Raw genomic sequence first — 18,085 nt, 5'->3', positions numbered from 1 at the left:
AGCCGCGCGACGCGTCGTGCGGCCACCGCCCGCGCCCACGCCCACCCGCGCGGCGGGACCGCGATCGCTTCCCCGGTGCCCGACGACGCGCCCGTGACGCGACGCCCGGCGGGGGTCGCCCCGCCGCGCGGTCGTGCGCGCGGTGGGGCGACCCCCGGTTCGAGCCGGTCACGTCACGCGGGTGGAGCGGCAGGCGCGGACGCCGCGCCACCCGTCAGACGCGGGGTCGCGAGGTCAGTCGTCCTCGCCGGACTCGTGGTCGGACTCGTCGTCGGACTCGTCGTCCCACTCGGCGTCGTCGTCGCCCCACTCGTCGTCCATGGCGGTGGCGTTGGTGTGGCCGGTCGCGGCGCCGTCCTCACCGGCGGCGCTCCACACCTCGTGGTGGCCGGCGTTGTCCCCGTACACCCACGACAGCTCGCCGAAGTAGCCGGCGCCCTCGGTGCCGGCGTACAGGAACTCCTGGGCGAAGTACGCGCCGTCCTCGGACGCGCCGGAGGCGAGGCCGTGGATGAACGCGCCGTCCTCCCCCGCCGCCACGGTGCCGTGGTCGTACTCCACGGCGTCCGCGGACGCGACGCCCGCCGCGCCGATCACGAGCGGCAGCGCGGCGGTGCCGGCGACCAAGAAACGGATGATGCTGCGCATGGTGGAACCTCCTGGGTGTCGTGTGGTGCCATGCGAGGACATCGTTACCGGGGTCACCCCTACCTCGCCGGGCTCCTACCGCATCGTGTGACGCTCCGTTTGAGCAGGCAAAACGCCCTGATCAGCGGTCATCACGAGGGGTGTTCGCAAGGGTGAGCTTGTGAGTGACGGCGGATGAACCACGGTGTCCACCCGACCGGGTCGTCGACATCGCCGCGCCGAAGGGGTAATGGCTGTGGATCCCGTGTTGTCCCAGGTGCGGCGGGTGCGCCGGCGCGGGTCCGAAGCGGGTCGCTGACGCCGCGCGCGCGGATCGTGGACAATTTCACCCCGAGATGGCAGAGGACGACCTGGAGCTGCTGATCACCGCGGTGGTGGCGGCCGACGACGAGCGGCAGGCGCGCGCGGCCTGCGACGAGCTGCTGCGCCGGGTCGGCGGGCGGGTCGTGCGGGTCTCCGACTGCTCCGACGAGGAGCCGGGCTGCTGGTCGGTGACCATCAGCCTGGTCAGCGGCGAGCGGGTCGGGCAGAACGTGGCGGGTGCCCTGGCCCGCGCCGTGCGGACCTTCGTGCGGCAGCTGGGCGACGAGCTGCCGCTGCCCCGGGTGGCGTGCGAGCCGCCCACCGCGTGGACCGTGCTGGACGACCCGGACCCGCTCGACGAGCTGCTTCCGGGCGTCGAGCGGCTGCTGGTGGAGGCGTGGGCGGGCGGCGACCCGCAGCACCGGGGGCAGGCCGAGCCCGCGCCGCCGGCGGCGCCGGCCGACGAGCCCGCGTCGAGCACCAGGCTGCTGCTGCGGGTCGACGTGGCCACCGACCGGTCCGCCGGGGCCGAGTGGCAGGCACGGGCCGTGGCGAGCCGGGTCGCGCGGAATGGCAAGATCACCCGGGTGGCTCCGCACGGGCATCTACTGAGCGTGCACGTCGACCTCGGGTCCACCGAGAATTCACCTGACGTGGCGCTACGGGACGCGGTGGCGTCGCTGGGCCGTTCGGGGTGGTCGGTACCCGACCGGTCCGGCCCGTCGACGACCTCGCGCTGGTCAGCCGCCCCCGTCCCGCCGGCCGGGATCACCGCGCTGGAACTCACCGCGACACCGGCTTCGGCATTCGTGTGGACGGTGCCGGACTGAGATGCCCGTCACTAATCCGATCGAGTGGATTTCGTCGCCACCCGATTAGCCGATACCGCTTGTGAAACGTGACAATTCAGGTACTAATTTCAACAATAGGAACACCAACTTTCGCAGGAGGGTCGGGAGCGCACATGGCCAGCATCGGAGAGGTCCGCGGCTTGATCGAGCAGGCCATCGCGAAGGCCAACGAGAGCGTGAGCGCCCTGCAACAGGCCGCCGACCTGGTCGAAGACGCCCAATCGCTGCTCAGCACCGCCACCGAGGGCAGCAACCGGTCCGAGGCCGATCAGGTGAACGCGCGATTCCAGGAGGTCGTCAGCGGGGTATCCGATCTGCAGAAAACCCTCAGCGCCGGGATCTCCCAGGCCGAGGGCATGAATTCCGAGCTGTGACGTGACGTCGATCGGCGAGGTGAAGCTCGCGCTCGACCAGGGCTGCGAGCTGCTCCGCGACGCCTACCGGTGCGTCCGGGAGGCCCAGGGCGCGTTGGACGAGGCGGTCGACGCGCTGGGCAAGGCGAGCGCCAACCACCACCAGCCCCTGGTGCCGCCGGAGTTCGCCAGGGCCCGGGAGATGTTCGAGGACGAGCTGGAGCTGATCGTCGCGAGCCTGGAACTGGCCCGACGACTGACGACGGAGCTGTGACGTGAGCAGGCGGGAGGATCGCCAGAAGCGGATCGAGGACGCCTTCGAGGAGTTCCGGCGGTCCGTGGCCGCCGCGCTGGGCAACGCCACCCGCGAGCACCGCCTGGCGGCCGAGGAGCACGCCCGCGGCATCTTCGAGGCCGTCCTGCGCGGCGAGGGCGTCGACCGGGCGTTCGAGGACCCGGCGCTGGCCGAGGTGCTGCGCAACGAGCTGTTCGACCAGCACGTGGCGCAGGCGGTGCTCGACCGCGCCGAGGCGTTCCGCGAGTGGTCCGAGCACGGCCCCGACCGGCTGACCGCGCTGGTGGGCGCGGTGGCCGAGGGCCCGGCGTCCTGGCCGCCCGAGTCGTGGCTCGGCGCGCCCGGCACCGCCGACGGCAGCGAGGGCGTGCCGGAGCTGTGGCGCATCGGCACGGGCACGGTGCCCAGCGCGCCGGAGCGCCGCGGGTTCCCGGTCGCCGTGCCGCTGCTCGACCAGGCGCACCTGCACGTCTCCTCCACCCACGTCAGCCGGGTCGCCGCCGAGGGCCTGGTGGAGAACCTGCTGCTGCGCCTGCTCAGCCACTTCCAGCCCGGCCTGGTGCACGTCCACGTGTGGGACGTCGCCCAGCTCACCGGTGCCCTGCCCGGCCTGTACCCGCTGACCCGCGCCGGGCTCCTCACCGTGCACGACCCGGCCCGGCTGCACGAGCTGCTGGACGAGCTGTCCGACCACATCCGCCGCGTGCACACCGGCGTGCTGGTCGAGGGCCACCACTCGGTGGGCGCGCACTCGGCGGGCGTGACGGGCGGCCGGCGCACCGAGCCGTGGCGGGTGGCCGTGCTGTTCGGCAACCGCCGCCCGCTCAAGGAGGAGCACCAGCAGCAGCTCCAGCGGGTGGCCCGAAACGGGCTGGCCGCGGGCATCCAGCTGGTCGTGGTGGACATCCCGGTCACGGTCAACTCGGCGGTCGAGACCGTCACCGTGGCCGACGACCTCACCGCGAAGTGCACCATGACCGGCGAGCACGTGACCGTCGAGCTGGACCCGCCGTTCCCCCGCGACCTGGTGCCCCGGGCGTGCGCGGTCATCGCGGAGGCCCGCGAGGCGCGCCGCACCCGGCTCAGCTCGTTCGGCGACCTGCTGCCCGAGCACCTGTGGCTGGAGAGCTCCTCGGCGGGCGTGGTCGCGCCGGTCGGCTTCCAGGAGGGCGAGCCGGTGCACGTCGCCCTGGGCGACACCTCGCCGCACGCCCTCATCGGCGGCCCCAGCGGGTCGGGCAAGACCAATTTCCTCTACGCCATGCTCGGCAGCCTGGCCGCCCGGTACGCGCCGGACGAACTGGAGCTGTACCTGCTGGACTTCAAGGAGGGCGTGTCGTTCGCGCAGTTCGCGCCGGGCCGCAAGGACCCGACGTGGCTGCCGCACGCGCGCCTGGTCGGCGTGAACGTCAACACCGACCGCGAGTTCGGCCTGGCGCTGCTGGCGTTCCTGGCCGACGAGATGCGCCGGCGCGCCGACGCGGCCAAGCGGCACGAGGTCACCAAGCTGGAGCAGCTGCGCGAGGAGGACCCGCACGGGCACTGGCCGCGGGTGGTGGCCGTGATCGACGAGTTCCAGTACCTGTTCGCCGAGCGCGACCAGGTCACCGCCAAGGCCACCCAGCTGCTGGAGGACGTGGCCCGGCGCGGCCGGTCGCAGGGCATCCACCTGGTGCTGTCCAGCCAGGACGTGTCCGGCATCGAGGGCTTCTGGGGCAAGTCGGCGATCTTCGAGCAGTTCACCGTGCGGATCGCGCTGCCCAAGGCGCGGCGGGTGCTGGCCGAGCCGCAGAACGACGCCGCGGTGGAGCTGCCGCGCTGGCACGCCGTGGTCAACCACGAGTCGGGCGTGCGGCCGGGCAACGAGGTCGCGCGCATCCCCGACGCCACCCGCAAGGGCACGATCGACGCGCTCCAGGTCGAGCTGCACCGCCGCCGCCCGGCGGACCTGGCCGAGCCGATCCTGTTCGACGGCAGCAAGGTGCCCGTGCTGGCCTCGCTGCCCGACCACCGGGCGCTGCGGTCGGGCGCGGCCCACCCGACCGTGCTGCTGGGGCAGGTCATCGACGTGGCGGGCAGCGCGGCCAAGGTGCGGTTCGCCCGCACCCCCGGCCGCAACGTCGCGGTCATCGGCTCGCTGGCGGAGGACGCGGCGGCGGTGCTGGCGGCCGCCGCGCTGTCGCTGGGCCGCCAGCACGAGCCCGGCGAGGCCCGGTTCACGCTGGCGTGCCTGGCCGAGGACGCCGCGCCGCACGCGGACAAGCTGGCCAAGCAGCTGTGCGACGCGGGCCACCAGGTCTCCCAGGCGACCCTGAAGGACATCTGCGAGATGGTCCGGGACATCGCGGACGGGCTCACCGCGGGCATGACCGGCGCGGCGGGCGCGCCGCCGGACCCCCACTACGTCGTGGTCTACGCGGTGGACGCGGCGCAGGCCCTGCTGGAGATCAAGGACGACAAGCGGGTCTCCGGCGTGGACCGGCTGCGCACGGTGCTCAAGCACGGCCCGGAGCACCGGACGCACGTGCTGGGCTGGTGGCGGGGCGTGCAGCGGCTCAAGAACAGCCTGCCGCCGGGTGTGTACGACGACGTCGGCGCCTGGGTGGCGTTCGACGTGCAGGGCAAGGACCTGGTGTCGTTCGGGCCGGAGCAGGTGCTGTCGTGGTCGCCCCGACCGCGGCGCGGCCTGTTCTTCGACCGGTTCGAGCACTCCCGTCCGCAGGTGGTCATCCCGTTCGACACCGAGTCGCCCCGCGGCTCGGCCCTAGCCGGGGAGGAAGCATGATCGGACACGCGTCCTTGGTGCCGGTGCAGCGCACCAGTGGGGAGCTCGTGGCGCGGACCGTGCCGGGCTCGGCGGTCGAGCGGTACAAGGAGATCGCCCGGCAGGTGGACCAGTCGCTCGACCGGATGCGCGAGCACGACCGGGAGCGGGTGCGGCTCATGGTGGGGTGGCTGATCGCGTCCCAGGAGCGGATGGCCGAGGTGATCGGGCAGGAGCGGGTCACCAGGGGCCTCGCGCGGGTGCACTGGGAGGCCGTGGTCGAGCTGCTGTGGGAGGAGCGGTGGATGAAGATCACCCCGATGCCCGCGCCCGACGAGTCGGTGCCGCCGCGCCCGCAGCGGGAGTACGACGAGGCGATGGACCGGGCCTACCGGGCGCTGGAGGAGGCCGCGCAGAAGCGCTCCCTGCTGCGCCGCAAGAGCGCCTGAGGGGACCCGCCAGAGGGGACCCGCCCAGAGGGGACCCGCTCAGAGGGGACCCGCTCAGAGGGGACCCGCTCAGAAGCCCCAGGAGACCACGACGGTGTCGTGGTCCAGTTCGGCGCCGGTGCCGCGGTAGGTGGCCAGCGCGGCGGCGTTGTCCTGCTCGGTGCCCGTCCACGCGCCGGTGCAGCCGCGGTGGCGGGCCAGGTCGAGCAGGGCGCGCACGAGCGCGGTGGCGATGCCGCGGCGCCGGTGCCCGTCGTCCACGCCCAGCTCGTAGAGGAACATCTCCACGCCCTTGTCGGGGTGGATGGTCTCGACGCCGGAGACGAACCCGGCGGGGTGGCCGTCCACGTAGGCGATGAGCAGGTGGTGCCGGTCGTCGGCGAGGAACGCGCGGGTGGCGTCCTCGCGCGGCGGGGCGTCGAACAGGTGGCCGGCGGCCACCACGTCGTCGAGCGAGGTGACCCGGCGGATGTCCACGCGGGCGAGGGTAGCCCGTGGGTGATGATGCGGTCATGCGCGTTCTCCCCACCCCCGCCGACGTGGCCTCGGCCTCCCCGGACCCGCTCCTGCGCTGGGCGGCGCAGGCCCTGCTGCCCGGTCGCGGCGGGTCCGCGTGGGCGCGCGGCGACGCGGTGGCCGTGTGGGCGCCGGGCCTGTACCGGCACGACCGGCTGGTGCTGGCCGGGCCGCCGGGCGACGTGCTGGCGCTGCTGCGCGAGCACTCCCGCCCGGGGTGCCGGCCGGTGGTGACCGCGGCGCTGGCCGAGGAGCTGGACTGGCCGCTGCGGGGCGTGTTCGGCTGGATGGACCGCACCGGGCCGCCGGCTGGGCCCGCCGCCGGCGCCCGTTGGCTGGCCGAGGACGAGTGGGACGAGGTCGGGGCGCTGCTGCGGCGGGCCAACCCCGACTCGTGGGCGTGGCCGGGCGAGCCCGGACCGACCAGGTGGGCGGGGGTGCGGGCGGGGGACGGCGAGCTGGTGGCGGTGGCCGCGGACGCGTGGTCGACGCCCGGGGTGGGGTTCATCGCGGGCGTGGCGACGCACCCGGAGCACCGGGGCCGGTCGCTGTCGGTGCGGGTGTGCTCGTTCGTCGCGGCCGCGCTGCTGGCCGAGCACGGCACGTGCGCGCTGATGGTGGACGCCGGGAACGGGCCCGCGATCGGCGTCTACCGGCGGCTGGGGTTCGCCTACCGGGGCCTGGCGGCGCTGCGGGACGCAGGTCACAGCTGACGGCCGGAACAGCGCCCGCGGCCCGCGCTGTTGTGGTGCACATGACCGCACCGAGCACCGCGCGCGAGATCCGCCTCGCCTCCCGCCCCGTGGGCTACCCGACCGCCGCCGACTTCGAGCTGGTGGAGGTCCCCGTGCCGACGCCCGGCGACGGGCAGCTGCTGGTCCGGAACCTGGTGATGAGCGTCGACCCGTACATGCGCGGCCGGATGAACGCGGGCGAGTCCTACGTGCCGCCCTTCGAGCTGGGCGAGGTGCTGGACGGCGGCGCGGTCGGCGAGGTCGTGGCGTCCCGCGCGCCCGGTTTCGCCGCGGGCGACGTGGTGCTGCACGGCGCGGGCTGGCGCGAGTACGCCGCGGTGGACGCCTCCTCGGCGGTCCGGGTCGACCCGGACGCCGCGCCGCTCGGCGCCTACCTGGGCGTGCTGGGGATGCCCGGCATGACGGCCTACGCGGGCCTGCTGGACGTGGCCGGCCTCCGGGAGGGCGACGTGGTGTTCGTCTCCGGCGCGGCGGGCGCGGTGGGGCAGGTCGCCGGCCAGGTGGCCAGGCTGCGCGGCGCGAAGCGGGTCATCGGCAGCGCGGGCAGCGCGGCCAAGGTGAAGCACCTGGTCGAGGAGCTGGGTTTCGACGCGGCGTTCGACTACCACGACGGCCCGGTGGCCGACCTGCTCGCGGCGGCCGCGCCGGAGGGCGTCGACGTGTACTTCGACAACGTCGGCGGCGAGCACCTGGACGCGGCGCTGCTCTCGTTCAACCCCCACGGGCGCGCCGCGCTGTGCGGCGCGATCTCCAACTACAACACGCCCGACCCGGTCGGCCCGCGGCACCTCGGCCTGGCCGTGGGCAAGCGGCTGACCCTGCGCGGCTTCCTGGTCCGCGACCACGAGCACCTGCGCGAGCGGTTCACCCGCGAGGTCGGCGGCTGGGTGGCCGACGGCAGCCTGCGCTACCGCGAGACCGTCACCGAGGGCATCGAGCGCGCGCCGGAGGCGTTCATCGGGATGCTGCGCGGCGAGAACCTGGGCAAGGCGCTGGTCACGCTGTAAATCGTTGGCGGGCCCGACGCGCGACGCGCTAGGTTCGCCCGCATGTGCGCAGCCTCGGTGGCAGTGACCCGGATCCGCCGCTCCTAGCGGCGGTCCTCCTCCTCTGACGACGAGCTCCGCCGCTCCCGCGAGTCATCGCCGGGCGGCCCGTTCCGCGCTGCCCGGCTCCACTCCCAGAGCCGCGGAGCCCCTGTGCGCACCCACCACGACGGCCGGCACGAACTCGGCCAGAACTTCCTCACCGACCCCGCCGCGATCCGCGCGGTGGTGGACCTCGTCGCCCGCACCAGCGGCCCGATCGTCGAGATCGGACCCGGCGCCGGCGCGCTGACCCTGCCCCTGGCGGCGCTCGGCCGCCCGCTGACCGCCGTGGAGGTGGACGGGCGGCGGGTCCGCGAGCTGCGCGACCGGCTCGGGCCCGGCGCCTCGGTCGTGCGAGCCGACTTCCTGGACTTCCGGCTGCCCGCCGCGCCGCACGTGCTGGTGGGCAACCTGCCGTTCCACCGGACCACGGCGGTGCTGCGGCGAATCGTCCACTCCGGGCACTGGACGGACGCGGTGCTGCTGGTGCAGTGGGAGGTCGCGCGCCGCCGGGCGGGCGTGGGCGGCGCGACCATGATGACCGCGCAGTGGTGGCCCTGGTACGACTTCGCGCTGCACCGGCGGGTGCCGGCGGAGGCGTTCCGCCCGCGCCCCGGCGTGGACGGGGGCCTGCTGACCGCGACCCGCCGGACCCGGCCGCTGGTACCCGACCCGGACCGGCGGGCGTACCAGGCGTTCGTGCACCGCGTGTTCACCGGCCGGGGGCGCGGGCTGCGGCAGGTGGTGCGCGCGGCGTTCCCGGCGGCGCGCACCTCCGCGTGGGCGCGGCGGCACGGCGTCACCGACCGCGTGCTGCCGCGCGACCTGCGCGCCGAGCAGTGGGCGGAGCTGTTCGAGCTGGTCCGCCGGGCTTAGCCCCGCGGTCCGCTGTGGACGGATCGGGTCAACGGCCGTCGGCCGCCCGGCCCGGCCGGGTGCCGCCGTCGGCGAGGAGCTTGCCGGGGTTGAGCACGCCGGTCGGGTCGAGCGTGCGCTTGACGGCCGCCAGCACGTCCAGGCCGAGCGCGCCGACCTCCGCTTCGAGGTAGGGGGCGTGGTCGACGCCGACCGCGTGGTGGTGGGTGATCGTGCCGAGCCCGGCGATGGCCTCGCTCGCGGCGGCCTTGGCGACCTGCCACTGGCCGACCGGGTCCCCGGGGTCGCGGGCGGCGATGGCGGTGAAGTACAGCGACGCGCCGGTCTCGTAGGCGTGCGAGAGGTGGCACATGACCACGCACCGGCCCAGCGCGTCGAGCAGGGCGCCGCGCACGGCGGTCCGCAGGTCGTCGAGCCGGGACCAGTGCGCGGCGGTCTCCAGGGTCTCCACGCACACGCCGACCTCCATCAGCGCGTCCCGCTGGCGCGGGCCGTGGAACCGGCCGCGCCGCCACGCCTCGCCCAGCGGGCGGCCCAGCGACACCAGGCGGTGGCCCCGCAGGGTGTCGCGGCGCTTGCGCGCGACCTCCGCCTCGTCGCGGCCGTGCCAGCCGAGGACCAGCAGGCACGGCCGCGCCACGCCGCGCGCCCCGAGGTACGCCTTGAGCGCGGTGGTCTTCCAGCCGCCGGCCAGCGCCAGCGACACCTCCGTCTCCTCCACGTCGGACAGCCGGGTCACGTCCGCGAGCACCCGGTCCTGGGCCAGCGCGCGCACGACCCGCTGCCCGTGCTCCCAGCCGTCGACGACGAAACCGCCGTAGCGCTCGACCCGGGGTCGCGGCCGCACGCGCAGCGCCACCTCGGTGATGACGCCGAGCGCGCCCTCGCTGCCGACGACCAGCTGCTTGAGGTCGGGGCCGGCAGCGGACGCGGGCGCGCCGCCCAGCCGCCACTCGCCCGCGGGGGTGGCCAGGCGGACGCCCTCCACCAGGTCCTCGAACCGGCCGTAGCCGGAGGACGCCTGGCCGGCCGACCGGGTGGCCGCGAACCCGCCGATCGTGGCGCGCTCGTAGGACTGGGGGACGTGACCGGTGGTCAGGCCGTGCGCGGCGAGCAGGTGGTCCGCCCGCGGCGCGGTCACGCCGGCCTGGAGCACGGCCAGCCGGGAGACCGGGTCGACGTCCACCAGCCGGTCCAGCCTGGCCAGGTCGAGCGCGACGACCGCGGCCTTGTCGCCGCGCAGGGCGTTCACGCCGCCCACCACGGACGTGCCGCCGCCGAACGGCACCACCGCCACGTCGTGCTCCGCGCACGCCTTGAGCACGTCGACGACCTGCTCCGGCGTGCCGGGCAGGACCACCGCGTCCGGCACGGCCAGGACGCCCTCGCCGCGCTGCCGCAGCAGGTCCACATAGGACAGACCGCCCGCGCGGCCCAGCCGCGAGTCCCGGTCGACCCGCACGAAACCGGGGCCGACGACGTCGTCGAGCGCGGCGCGCGCGTCGTCGTCGAGCGCGGACCCGGGCACGGCGGGCAACCGCACGGGCGTGGCCTCACCGGTTCCGGTTTTGGCCTCGGTTTTACCCCCGTCTCCGGTCCCGGCTCCGGTCCCGATGGGACCGATCCGCTGCCCGAGCCACTTCAGGGCGTGCGGCGGGAGGTGCCCGGCCTCGGGGGTCCAGCGAGCCCGGAGGGTGTGGTCGATGCGCTCCGTCACCGCTACAGTGTTACACATGACGTCCCAACGTCACAGTGATGACGCCCTGCTCGACGCGGCCCGCGACTGCGTGGTCGAGGTCGGGGTCCGCCGCACCACGCTGACCGACGTCGCCAAGCGCGCGGGCGTGAGCCGGATGACCCTGTACCGGCGGTTCCCCGACGTGAAGACGCTGGTCCGCACCCTGATGACCAGGGAGTTCACCGCGCTGCTCGGGCGCGTGGAGGTGACCGGGGACAACGCGCGGCAGCGCCTGGTCGCGCAGGCGATCGCGGGCATCCGGCTGCTGGCCGCCGACCCGCTGATGCGGCGGGTGCTCGACCTGGACGCCGAGCTGATGCTGCCCTACCTCGTGCAGCGGCTGGGCAGCACGCAGAAGCTCGTGGAGGCGTTCCTGGTGGCGCGGGTCGAGGAGGGGCACGCGGACGGCTCGATCCGGCCCGGCTCCGCCGCCGCGCAGGCCCGGCTGGTGCTGCTCACCACGCAGTCGCTGGTGCTGTCCGTGCGACCGGCGACCACCGACCTCGACTTCGAGGAACTGCTGGCCGAACTGTCCGCCTACCTGGAAGCGGCCCTGACATGACCCCCTCCCCGAACGCCTCGCCGGGCACGTCACCGGACATTTCCCCGGGCACGTCCCTGAACGCGGCCCGCCGCGCCCGCGACCTGGACCACGTCGCCGCCGAGCCGGTGGACCTGCTCGTGGTCGGCGGCGGCGTGACCGGCGCGGGCGTGGCCCTGGACGCGGCGTCGCGCGGCCTGTCGGTGTGCCTGGTGGAGGCGCACGACCTGGCGTTCGGCACGTCGCGCTGGTCGAGCAAGCTCGTCCACGGCGGCCTGCGCTACCTGGCGCAGGGCGAGGTGGGCCTGGCCCACGAGAGCGCGGTCGAGCGCGGCATCCTGATGACCCGCACCGCGCCGCACCTGGTCCGGGCGCTCCCCCAGCTCGTCCCCCTGCACGACCGCTCGCGCTCGTCCGTGGTGATGGCCGGCCTGCGCGCCGGCGACGCGCTGCGCCGCCTGGCCCGCACCCCGGCGGGCGTGCTGCCGCCGCCGCGCCGGGTGCCCGCGGCCGAGGCCCTGGCCCTGGCGCCCGGCCTGCGCCGCGCCGGGCTGCGCGGCGGCCTGCTGAGCTTCGACGGCCAGCTGGTCGACGACGCCCGCCTGGTGATCGCCCTGGCCCGCACCGCCGCCGGCCACGGCGCGCGGATCCTCACCCGCGTCCGCGCGGTCGCCCTGACCGGCACGGGCGCGCAGGTCGTCGACACCCTGACCGGCGAGTCCCTCGACCTCCGGGCCCGCGCGGTGGTGAACGCCGCGGGCGTGTGGGCGGGCGACCTGGTGGACGTGGACCTGCGCCCGTCGCGCGGCTCGCACCTGGTGCTGTCGGCCTCCACCGCGGGCCTGACCGGCACCGCCCTGACCGTGCCCGTCCCCGGCGCGCGCAACCGCTTCGCCCTGCTGCTCCCCCAGCACGACGACCGCGTCTACGTGGGCCTGACCGACGAACCGGTCACCGGCCCCGTCCCCGACGTCCCGACCGTGCCCCGGTCCGATGTGGACTTCCTGCTGCGGGTCGCCTCCTCGGTCCTGGAGCACCCCCTGTCGCCGGCCGACGTCCTGGGCGCCTTCGCCGGCCTGCGCCCGCTGCTCAACGGCGGCGACGGCCCCAGTGCCGACCTGTCCCGCCGGCACGCCGTGCTGACCTCGGGCAACGTCACCACGGTCGTGGGCGGCAAGCTGACCACCTACCGCCGCATGGCCGCCGACGCCGTGGACGCCACCCGCCTGACCACCGTCCCCTGCCGCACCGCCACGCTCCCCCTGGTCGGCGCCACACCCCCGACCGCCCCCGCCCCCGCCCACCTGGTGGCGCGCTACGGCGGCGAGGCCCCCCGCGTGGCCGAGCTGGGCGAGGTCGCCTGGGCCGTCCACCACGAGGGCGCCCTGACCGCCGACGACATCCTCGACCGCCGCACCCGGATCGGCCTGGTCCCGGCCGACCGAGCCACCGCCGAACCCGCCGTCACCGCCCAACTGGCAGCCCTGACCACCGACCACGAACGCAGAACTCACCAGTCCTGAACGTGGGACACGGTGCTCACGAACGTTCGACTCGCGCCCCCTGAACGTACGACTCGCCGGTCCTGAACGTACGACACGCCCGACCTGAACGTACGACACGCGAGGTCTGAACGTACGACTCGCGCGTTCTGAACGTACGACTCGCGGGGCCTGGGTGTTCGACACGCGCGCGAGTCGTACGTTCGGGACCACCGTGTCGTACGTTCGCGACCCCCGAGTTCAACGTTCGGGATCCCTGGGTGGGTTGTGGAGGCATGAGAAAGGGGGACCTCCGTGGGAGGTCCCCCTCTTTGGTTGGTTATTCGCCGATGATCGGCTTGGACGCCTTCGGCGGTTCCTCCACCAGGGCCTCGCCCTCCAGGCGGACCTTGCGCTGGTGGTCCTTGCCGTCGCCGCCCTGGCCCGGGGGCGCCATCATCGGGGCGCCGCCCATCATGCCCGCGCCGCCCGCGCCACCGGGGCGGCCGCCGGCCGCGGGACCGCCCGCGGCGGGTGCGCCGGTGGGGCTGCCCGCGGCGCCGACCGCGCCGGACTGGCCGCCGGCCTGGAGGGTCGAGCCGGAGGCGCCGCCGCCGCTCGCACCGCCGCCACCGCCGCCACCGGCGAAGCCGCCACCGCCGCCCGCGAAGCCGCCGCCACCGCCACCGACCCCGCCGCCGCCACCACCGGCGCCGCCGAGGCCGCTCGGGGTGCTGTGGGGCACGTCGGGGGTGGTCGGGCGGACCGGCGGCACGTAGGCCGCGCCGGCGCCGACGTTCGTGGCGTGGGTCGTGTCGTAGCCGCGGCCCGTCGGGGAGCCGCCGGGGTAGCCGCCGCTGCCGGGGTAGCCACCGGTCGAGCCGCTGCCGTCGGAGACCCAGCGGCCCGGCTCCCAGTGGCCGCCGCCGGGGCCGGGGCGGGGAGCGCCGGTGCCAGTGCCCGAACCCGAGCCGCCGGAGCCGGAGCCCGAGCCCGTGCCGGGGGGCATGGTGCCGCCGCCGAGGTTCGGGGGACGGTTGATGACCTGGCCGCCCGGACCGGCGGGGTAGGTGTTGACCGGCTCGGGGTGGCCGCCGGCGCCCACGCCCACCATCGGCGGGCGGTCGATCACCGGGCCGGCGCCGTGACCGCCGCTGCCGCCCGAGGTGTTGGTGGTGCCGCCCGGACCGGTGTAGCGCTGGTCGGCGCGGCGGTCCATGTCCCGCAGCTGCTCCTCGGTCATGCCGAGGCCGCCCGCGCTGGGCCGCTGGTTCAGGCCGCCGCCGCCCCGGTTGGACGAGGTCATGGCGGTGATCGCCTGGAGGATCTGCTTGGCGGTCTGGGCGATCTGCGAGACCGACTTGATCAGGTCGATCAGCTTCTTGAGCGAGTTGCCGAGCTTCTGGAGGAAGTCCGCGAGCTTCTTGGCGTAGTTGCACGCCATCTGCACGATGTCCGAGATCGCCGCCGCGATGGCCGCGCCGAAGGTCAGGAACGAGGCCGCCAGCCACTGGACGATCTTCATGACCATGTCGGACACGGCCTTGCCGATCAGGTCCATGATGGTCTTGCGGACGGTCGCGACCAGCTCGCCCGCGCCCTTGGCGGCCTGCGAGATGCCCTGGGTCGCCTTGGCCAGGGTCTCCAGGCCGGAGGTGTGCTTCTGGCTGGCCGCGCGGTAGCCGTCGGCCGACCGGCCCGTCCAGTTCCGCGTCTCCTCGACGGAGGTCCGGCGGTAGTCCGCGACGATGCCCTCGATCTGCTTGGACGCCGACAGCCAGCTGTCGGACATCCGCTGGATCGCCTGCGGGCTGCCCAGCAGCGCGTCGAACGGCTCGCGCAGGAAGTCGACGTGCTGGATGGCCCAGCTGAACCCGGCGGACAGGAAGCCCGACAGCGGGTTGGCGGCCAGGCCGACGATGCCCATGGCGGTGTTGGCCATGCCGAGGCCGGCCTGCACCCAGTCGCCGCGCTCAACGGCCGCGACGGTGCCCTGCACGTCTTTGATCAGGTAGGACGGGTCACGACCCTGTGTGCTGGCCGGCGCGTTCATCCACGTGCCCTTCCGTTGAAGCCGAACGCGTTGTCGAGGTCGACGTTCTCGTAGAGGTCGGCGACCTCGCGGAGGCCCTGGCACATGTCCGCGACGGTCTCCGTGGCCTGGCCGAGGATGTCCTGGGAGTTGCCGGCCGCCTTGAGCAGGAACTCGGCCAGGAACGAACCGAACACCCCGAAGGCGTCGGTCGACAGCGACGGGTCGGCGGTCTGCGTGGCGGCGAGCATCCGCTGGGTCAGCTGGTCGACCGTGCCGGCGTGCGTCCGGATCTGCTCCGGACTCACGTTGAACGATTCGGATCTGGTCATGATGTCCCCCTGGTCAGGCCATGACATCGGGCGGGTTGGTGAAGTAGTCGTCGTCGGGCCTGGTGTCCCGACGCTGGATCTCGGGGACCGGTTCCACCTCGTCGGTGCCGTCACCCGAATAGCCGTTCGGCATCTTCGCCTTCACGAAGTCCAGCGCGGGGCCGTCGCCGAAGGACTCCGACATGATCTGGACGACCTGGCCGGCCGCGGCGCGCTGCGCCTGGGCGACGGCGGTCATGATGGCGCCGGAGACGCGCTCCGGGTCCTCACCGCGCAACTGCGGGCGCAGGACCAGGTCGGTCAGCGCCCCGGAGGCGTTCACCGACACGGTGATCAGCCCGTCGGGTGACGTCGCGCTGCCGCCGACGCCGCCGAGCTGCGTCTCGACCGCGGCCGCGTTCCGCTTGGCCTGCTCGATCTTCTCTCCGTACTGCGCGAGCCACTGGTCCGGCTCCATGTTCACCCCTCACGACAACGGGGCGCGACCCCGATGCCCCTTCGACCCGTCGCCAGTCGATTCGGTTCCCGGCCCCGTATCGTTTCACCGAAACGTGATTTCCGGTCAAGCCCGGTCCGGATGCCGCCGTTCGGCCCCACGTCCGGGCGGTTTGCTTGCCGTCGCGTTGGGTTTTCGCAACACTTCGTCGGGTGAGTCCGGTGCGACGCGGCTCCGGCCGGCCCCTCCACAACCGGATCGGGGTGCTCAGGGTCGAACGGGGCATGACGCGGGCGGGGTTGGCGGAGGCGGTGGAGGTCAACCCCCAGACGATCGGCGCGCTGGAGCGGGGGGACCACTACCCCAGCCTCGACCTGGCGATGCGGATCTGCGAGGTCTTCGGGCTGCCCGTGGAGGCGGTGTTCGGCCGCACCCCGTTCGAGCCGCTGTCCACGCAGGTCTACCGCTAGCACGACAGGAGGGAAGGCACCGTGCCACAGGGGGTGCTGGAGATCGACCGGGTCTCCAAGCGCTACGGGGAGGTCGTGGCGCTGGCCGACATGACCTTCGACGTGCGGGCGGGCGAGCTGTTCGGCTTCGTCGGCAGCAACGGGGCCGGCAAGACCACCACCATGCGCATCGCGCTGGGCGTGCTGGCCGCCGACTCGGGCGAGGTCCGCTGGAACGGCGAGCCGATCACGTTCGAGACGCGCCGGCGCATCGGCTACATGCCCGAGGAGCGCGGCCTCTACCCCCGGATGAAGGTGCTCGACCAGCTGGTCTACCTGGCCGAGCTGCACGGCCTGCCCACCAACGCCGCGCACCGCTCCGCCGAGGACTGGATCGGCAGGCTGGGCCTGCGCGACCGCCGCGGCGACGAGGTGCAGAAGCTCAGCCTGGGCAACCAGCAGCGGGTGCAGCTGGCGGCCGCGCTGGTGCACGAGCCGGAGGTGCTGGTGCTCGACGAGCCGTTCTCCGGCCTCGACCCGGTGGCCGTGGACGTGATGAGCCAGGTGCTGCGCGAGAAGGCCGCCACCGGGGTGCCCGTGGTGTTCTCCAGCCACCAGCTGGACCTGGTGGAGCGCCTCTGCGACCGGGTCGGCATCGTGCGCAGCGGCACGCTGGTGGCCTGCGGCGCGGTGGACGAGCTGCGCGCCGGCGGCACGTCCAGACTGGTCGTGGACGCGCCGCGGGCGCCGTCGGGGTGGGCCGACGCGGTGCCGGGCGTGCGCGCCGCCACCACGTCCGAGGGCCGCACCCTGGTGGAGCTGGAGCCGGGCGCGGACGACCAGCCGGTGCTGCGCGCCGCCCTCGCGACCGGGCCGGTGCACGAGTTCTCCCGGCAGCGGCCGTCGCTGGCCGAGCTGTTCCGCAGCGCGGTGGCGCGGGAGGCCGCGGCGTGAGCGGCCTGACCACGGGCCGGGCGGTGTTCCTGGTGGCGCGCCGCGAGTTCACCAACCGGGTGCGCACCAAGGCGTTCGTGTGGGGCACCGCGGCGATCCTGGCCGTGCTGGCGGGGTACGTGCTGCTCCAGGCGGTGCTGTTCGACGACGCGGGTCGCGACCGGGTGGCGCTGAACGGCCAGGCCACCGTGCTGGCCGAGCCGCTGGCGCGGACCGCCGCGTCGTTCGGCCGCGAGCTGGAGCTCGTCGACGTGGCCGACCCGGTCGACGGCGAGGCCCGGGTGCGGTCCGGCGACCTCGACGCCCTGGTCACCGGCGCCCCGGACGCCCTGCGCGTGGTGGTCCGGGAGTCGCTGGGCGAGCAGCTGCGCAGCTCCATCGACCTGATCGTGAAGCAGCAGGTGCTCAACGCGCAGCTGGCCGAGGCGGGCCTGGACCCGGCCGACGTGGCGCGGAACGTGGAGCGGGCCGGCGTGGACGTGGTGGTCCTGGAGCGGCCGGACGATCAGTCGGGCCGGCGCCTGGCGATCGGTCTGGTGATCGCCGCGCTGCTGTACTACTCGCTGCTGGTGTACGGGACGATGGTCGCCCAGGGCGTGGTGGAGGAGAAGTCCAGCCGGGTGGTGGAGATCCTGCTGGCGACGCTGCGGCCGTGGCAGCTGCTGCTGGGCAAGGTCGTCGGGCTGGGCGCGGTCGGGCTGCTCCAGCTGGCGCTGATCGGCGGTGGCGGCCTGGTGCTGGCCGGCGCGTCGGGCGTGGTGGACGTGGCGGGGGTGGCCGGCGGGGCCCTGGCCACCGGGCTGCTGTGGTACCTGCTCGGGTTCTTCCTCTACGCCACGGTGTTCGCCGCGGCCGCGTCGCTGGTGTCCCGGCAGGAGGAGCTCCAGTCGGTGCTCACGCCGATCAGCACGGCGATCGTGGTGGCGTTCGTGGTGGGCATCAACCTGATGATCAGCGATCCGACCGGGTCGGCGGTGACCGTGCTGTCGATGCTGCCGCCGTTCGCGCCGATCCTGATGCCGGGGCGGATGGCGATGGGGGTCGCGCCGACGTGGCAGGTGCTGCTGGCGGTGGCGCTGGCGCTGGCGGCGGTCGCCGCGATCACGTGGCTGGGCGGGAAGGTGTACGCGAACGCGGTGCTGCGGACGGGCGCGCGGGTGCGGCTGCGGGACGTGCTGCGCTAGGGGCCGCCGTCCTGGTGGGACGGAGGCCGGACGCGGAACG

19 protein-coding genes are annotated in these 18,085 nt (G+C 74.5%); 13 read left to right on the top strand and 6 right to left on the bottom strand.

The window, feature by feature from the left end; all coding sequences use genetic code 11:
- Positions 1 to 234: 234 nt before the first annotated feature.
- A complete protein-coding gene (locus Q5530_RS25270) occupies positions 235 to 648 on the bottom strand; it encodes a hypothetical protein (protein WP_415365234.1) in 414 nt (137 codons plus the stop codon).
- A 335-nt stretch (positions 649 to 983) separates the two neighbouring features.
- On the opposite strand from Q5530_RS25270, the gene Q5530_RS25265 reads away from it, so the two are divergent.
- The 5 genes from Q5530_RS25265 (at position 984) to Q5530_RS25245 (ending at position 5,663) form a co-directional block, all read left to right on the top strand.
- Complete coding sequence (locus tag Q5530_RS25265; RefSeq protein ID WP_415365232.1) at positions 984 to 1,781, top strand: hypothetical protein; 798 nt, start codon at positions 984 to 986, stop codon at positions 1,779 to 1,781.
- Positions 1,782 to 1,915: 134 nt separating this feature from the next.
- Complete coding sequence (locus Q5530_RS25260; RefSeq protein ID WP_415365231.1) at positions 1,916 to 2,176, top strand: hypothetical protein; 261 nt, start codon at positions 1,916 to 1,918, stop codon at positions 2,174 to 2,176.
- A gap of 1 nt (position 2,177) precedes the next feature.
- Positions 2,178 to 2,429, top strand: a complete 252-nt coding sequence (locus tag Q5530_RS25255; protein WP_380637285.1) for a hypothetical protein — start codon at positions 2,178 to 2,180, stop codon at positions 2,427 to 2,429.
- A 1-nt stretch (position 2,430) separates the two neighbouring features.
- Positions 2,431 to 5,235 carry an FtsK/SpoIIIE domain-containing protein gene (locus tag Q5530_RS25250; RefSeq protein ID WP_415365230.1) on the top strand — a complete coding sequence of 935 codons (2,805 nt, stop codon included), beginning with the start codon at positions 2,431 to 2,433 and terminating at the stop codon, positions 5,233 to 5,235.
- Positions 5,232 to 5,663 (top strand): hypothetical protein, encoded by a 432-nt coding sequence (locus tag Q5530_RS25245; RefSeq protein ID WP_415365229.1) that lies wholly within the window; start codon positions 5,232 to 5,234, stop codon positions 5,661 to 5,663. The genes Q5530_RS25250 and Q5530_RS25245 overlap by 4 nt, the downstream gene beginning before the upstream one ends.
- 69 nt (positions 5,664 to 5,732) lie before the next feature.
- Here Q5530_RS25245 and Q5530_RS25240 read toward each other — a convergent pair whose 3' ends face one another.
- Complete coding sequence (locus Q5530_RS25240; RefSeq protein ID WP_415365228.1) at positions 5,733 to 6,140, bottom strand: GNAT family N-acetyltransferase; 408 nt, start codon at positions 6,138 to 6,140, stop codon at positions 5,733 to 5,735.
- 35 nt (positions 6,141 to 6,175) lie between these two features.
- On the opposite strand from Q5530_RS25240, the gene Q5530_RS25235 reads away from it, so the two are divergent.
- From Q5530_RS25235 to erm, 3 genes are all read left to right on the top strand, one after another.
- The gene (locus Q5530_RS25235; protein WP_415365227.1) at positions 6,176 to 6,892 is read left to right on the top strand and encodes a GNAT family N-acetyltransferase; all 717 of its coding nucleotides are present in this window, start codon (positions 6,176 to 6,178) and stop codon (positions 6,890 to 6,892) included.
- A 41-nt stretch (positions 6,893 to 6,933) separates the two neighbouring features.
- The gene (locus tag Q5530_RS25230; RefSeq protein WP_415365226.1) at positions 6,934 to 7,941 is read left to right on the top strand and encodes an NADP-dependent oxidoreductase; all 1,008 of its coding nucleotides are present in this window, start codon (positions 6,934 to 6,936) and stop codon (positions 7,939 to 7,941) included.
- A gap of 192 nt (positions 7,942 to 8,133) precedes the next feature.
- The gene (erm, locus tag Q5530_RS25225; protein ID WP_415365225.1) at positions 8,134 to 8,898 is read left to right on the top strand and encodes a 23S ribosomal RNA methyltransferase Erm; all 765 of its coding nucleotides are present in this window, start codon (positions 8,134 to 8,136) and stop codon (positions 8,896 to 8,898) included.
- Between the two features lie 28 nt (positions 8,899 to 8,926).
- On the opposite strand, the gene Q5530_RS25220 is transcribed toward erm, so the two are convergent.
- Positions 8,927 to 10,615, bottom strand: coding sequence for an FAD-binding oxidoreductase (locus tag Q5530_RS25220; RefSeq protein ID WP_415365223.1), 1,689 nt, complete (start codon positions 10,613 to 10,615; stop codon positions 8,927 to 8,929).
- A 16-nt stretch (positions 10,616 to 10,631) separates the two neighbouring features.
- Between Q5530_RS25220 and Q5530_RS25215 the strand changes: the two genes are divergently transcribed.
- Together Q5530_RS25215 and Q5530_RS25210 are read left to right on the top strand one after the other, a co-directional pair.
- On the top strand, positions 10,632 to 11,198 hold the full coding sequence (locus Q5530_RS25215) for a TetR/AcrR family transcriptional regulator (RefSeq protein WP_415365221.1): 567 nt from the start codon (positions 10,632 to 10,634) through the stop codon (positions 11,196 to 11,198).
- The gene (locus tag Q5530_RS25210; RefSeq protein WP_415365220.1) at positions 11,195 to 12,700 is read left to right on the top strand and encodes a glycerol-3-phosphate dehydrogenase/oxidase; all 1,506 of its coding nucleotides are present in this window, start codon (positions 11,195 to 11,197) and stop codon (positions 12,698 to 12,700) included. The genes Q5530_RS25215 and Q5530_RS25210 overlap by 4 nt, the downstream gene beginning before the upstream one ends.
- A 298-nt stretch (positions 12,701 to 12,998) precedes the next feature.
- Here Q5530_RS25210 and Q5530_RS25205 read toward each other — a convergent pair whose 3' ends face one another.
- The 3 genes from Q5530_RS25205 to Q5530_RS25195 are packed head-to-tail and all read right to left on the bottom strand — an operon-like array spanning position 12,999 to position 15,479.
- Positions 12,999 to 14,711, bottom strand: coding sequence for a WXG100 family type VII secretion target (locus Q5530_RS25205; protein ID WP_415365219.1), 1,713 nt, complete (start codon positions 14,709 to 14,711; stop codon positions 12,999 to 13,001).
- Positions 14,708 to 15,022, bottom strand: a complete 315-nt coding sequence (locus tag Q5530_RS25200) for a type VII secretion target (RefSeq protein WP_380640351.1) — start codon at positions 15,020 to 15,022, stop codon at positions 14,708 to 14,710. Before Q5530_RS25200 ends, Q5530_RS25205 begins: the two co-directional genes overlap by 4 nt.
- A gap of 13 nt (positions 15,023 to 15,035) precedes the next feature.
- Positions 15,036 to 15,479: a YbaB/EbfC family nucleoid-associated protein gene (locus Q5530_RS25195; RefSeq protein ID WP_415365217.1), complete on the bottom strand. Its 444-nt coding sequence runs from the start codon at positions 15,477 to 15,479 to the stop codon at positions 15,036 to 15,038.
- A gap of 191 nt (positions 15,480 to 15,670) precedes the next feature.
- Here Q5530_RS25195 and Q5530_RS25190 point away from each other — a divergent pair, with 191 nt between their 5' ends.
- Genes Q5530_RS25190 through Q5530_RS25180 form a run of 3 tightly spaced genes read left to right on the top strand, consistent with a single transcriptional unit; the run spans position 15,671 to position 18,045 of the window.
- Positions 15,671 to 15,928, top strand: a complete 258-nt coding sequence (locus tag Q5530_RS25190) for a helix-turn-helix transcriptional regulator (protein ID WP_380640347.1) — start codon at positions 15,671 to 15,673, stop codon at positions 15,926 to 15,928.
- 21 nt (positions 15,929 to 15,949) lie between these two features.
- Entirely contained in the window at positions 15,950 to 16,861 is a 912-nt protein-coding gene (locus tag Q5530_RS25185) for an ABC transporter ATP-binding protein (RefSeq protein ID WP_415365216.1), read from the top strand.
- The gene (locus Q5530_RS25180) at positions 16,858 to 18,045 is read left to right on the top strand and encodes an ABC transporter permease (protein ID WP_415365215.1); all 1,188 of its coding nucleotides are present in this window, start codon (positions 16,858 to 16,860) and stop codon (positions 18,043 to 18,045) included. Before Q5530_RS25185 ends, Q5530_RS25180 begins: the two co-directional genes overlap by 4 nt.
- Positions 18,046 to 18,085: the final 40 nt, after the last annotated feature.

Source organism: Saccharothrix sp. BKS2 (assembly GCF_047689505.1).
Taxonomy (GTDB): Bacteria; Actinomycetota; Actinomycetes; order Mycobacteriales; family Pseudonocardiaceae; genus Actinosynnema; species Actinosynnema lopnurensis.
The sequence above is the reverse complement of the archived record's forward strand: the minus strand, read 5'-3'. Positions and strand labels throughout refer to the sequence as shown.

Bases quoted from the DNA above. Each gene is read 5' to 3' on its own strand.
- Q5530_RS25270 (WP_415365234.1), bottom strand. From the start codon at position 648: ATGCGCAGCATCATCCGTTTCTTGGTCGCCGGCACCGCCGCGCTGCCG.
- Q5530_RS25265 (WP_415365232.1), top strand. From the start codon at position 984: ATGGCAGAGGACGACCTGGAGCTGCTGATCACCGCGGTGGTGGCGGCC.
- Q5530_RS25260 (WP_415365231.1), top strand. From the start codon at position 1,916: ATGGCCAGCATCGGAGAGGTCCGCGGCTTGATCGAGCAGGCCATCGCG.
- Q5530_RS25245 (WP_415365229.1), top strand. From the start codon at position 5,232: ATGATCGGACACGCGTCCTTGGTGCCGGTGCAGCGCACCAGTGGGGAG.
- Q5530_RS25235 (WP_415365227.1), top strand. From the start codon at position 6,176: ATGCGCGTTCTCCCCACCCCCGCCGACGTGGCCTCGGCCTCCCCGGAC.
- Q5530_RS25230 (WP_415365226.1), top strand. From the start codon at position 6,934: ATGACCGCACCGAGCACCGCGCGCGAGATCCGCCTCGCCTCCCGCCCC.
- Q5530_RS25215 (WP_415365221.1), top strand. From the start codon at position 10,632: ATGACGTCCCAACGTCACAGTGATGACGCCCTGCTCGACGCGGCCCGC.
- Q5530_RS25210 (WP_415365220.1), top strand. From the start codon at position 11,195: ATGACCCCCTCCCCGAACGCCTCGCCGGGCACGTCACCGGACATTTCC.
- Q5530_RS25205 (WP_415365219.1), bottom strand. From the start codon at position 14,711: ATGAACGCGCCGGCCAGCACACAGGGTCGTGACCCGTCCTACCTGATC.
- Q5530_RS25200 (WP_380640351.1), bottom strand. From the start codon at position 15,022: ATGACCAGATCCGAATCGTTCAACGTGAGTCCGGAGCAGATCCGGACG.
- Q5530_RS25195 (WP_415365217.1), bottom strand. From the start codon at position 15,479: ATGGAGCCGGACCAGTGGCTCGCGCAGTACGGAGAGAAGATCGAGCAG.